Annotated in this window: 2 protein-coding genes; both read right to left on the bottom strand. The window is 51.0% G+C overall.

The window, feature by feature from the left end:
• A partial coding sequence (locus I656_RS0117330; RefSeq protein ID WP_033007050.1) for a PTS transporter subunit EIIC occupies window positions 1-270 on the bottom strand: 270 nt, incomplete at its 3' end.
• A gap of 138 nt (window positions 271-408) precedes the next feature.
• A complete protein-coding gene (locus I656_RS18505) occupies window positions 409-576 on the bottom strand; it encodes a DUF3368 domain-containing protein (protein ID WP_122983775.1) in 168 nt (55 codons plus the stop codon).
• Window positions 577-582 lie beyond the last annotated feature (6 nt).

Here is a 582-nt window from a genome sequence, read left to right as displayed (position 1 = left end):
CGCCGTCGCCCCAACAACGCCGCCGCGGACGTCATACACCATTTTGCCGCCCGTATAGCCAATCAACAGCGGCAACAAATACGTAATCATTGGCCCGACGAGCTTCGCAAACGTCTCGTTCGGCCACCAGCCCGTCGGGATAAATAGGGCGGTAATCAGCCCCCAGGCGATAAACGCGCCGATATTCGGCATAATCATGCCGCTCAAATAACTGCCAAACCGCTGAATCTTCACACGGAATCCTGTTTCATTTCCGGTTGTATGCGTCATAACGTCGCTCCTCCTTTTGCTTGACTGTATCTTTATCTTAAAACGCTTACAACCGGCCTTCAATGAGAAGTAAACGCGATTTTGTCAAGGGGGTTGTTGACAGGGGTTAAAAAAGAAAACCCCGCGCGGCGGGCGGGGTTACGGCGTTTCTTCTGCCAACGACAACGCCTCTCGATAGAGACGTTGGGAGAGATAAAATCCATTGTCAAGCAGAGTGTCTAACAGCGGCTTGACTTCCGCTATTTTCCTGTTTTTCTTCCCTAGAATCAAAACTCCAATTGTACCGATAGGCCGTGAACTACCCACCACCTA

Source organism: Geobacillus sp. WSUCF1 (assembly GCF_000422025.1).
Classification (GTDB): Bacteria; Bacillota; Bacilli; order Bacillales; family Anoxybacillaceae; genus Geobacillus; species Geobacillus zalihae.
This window is presented reverse-complemented; position numbering and strand designations above follow the sequence as displayed.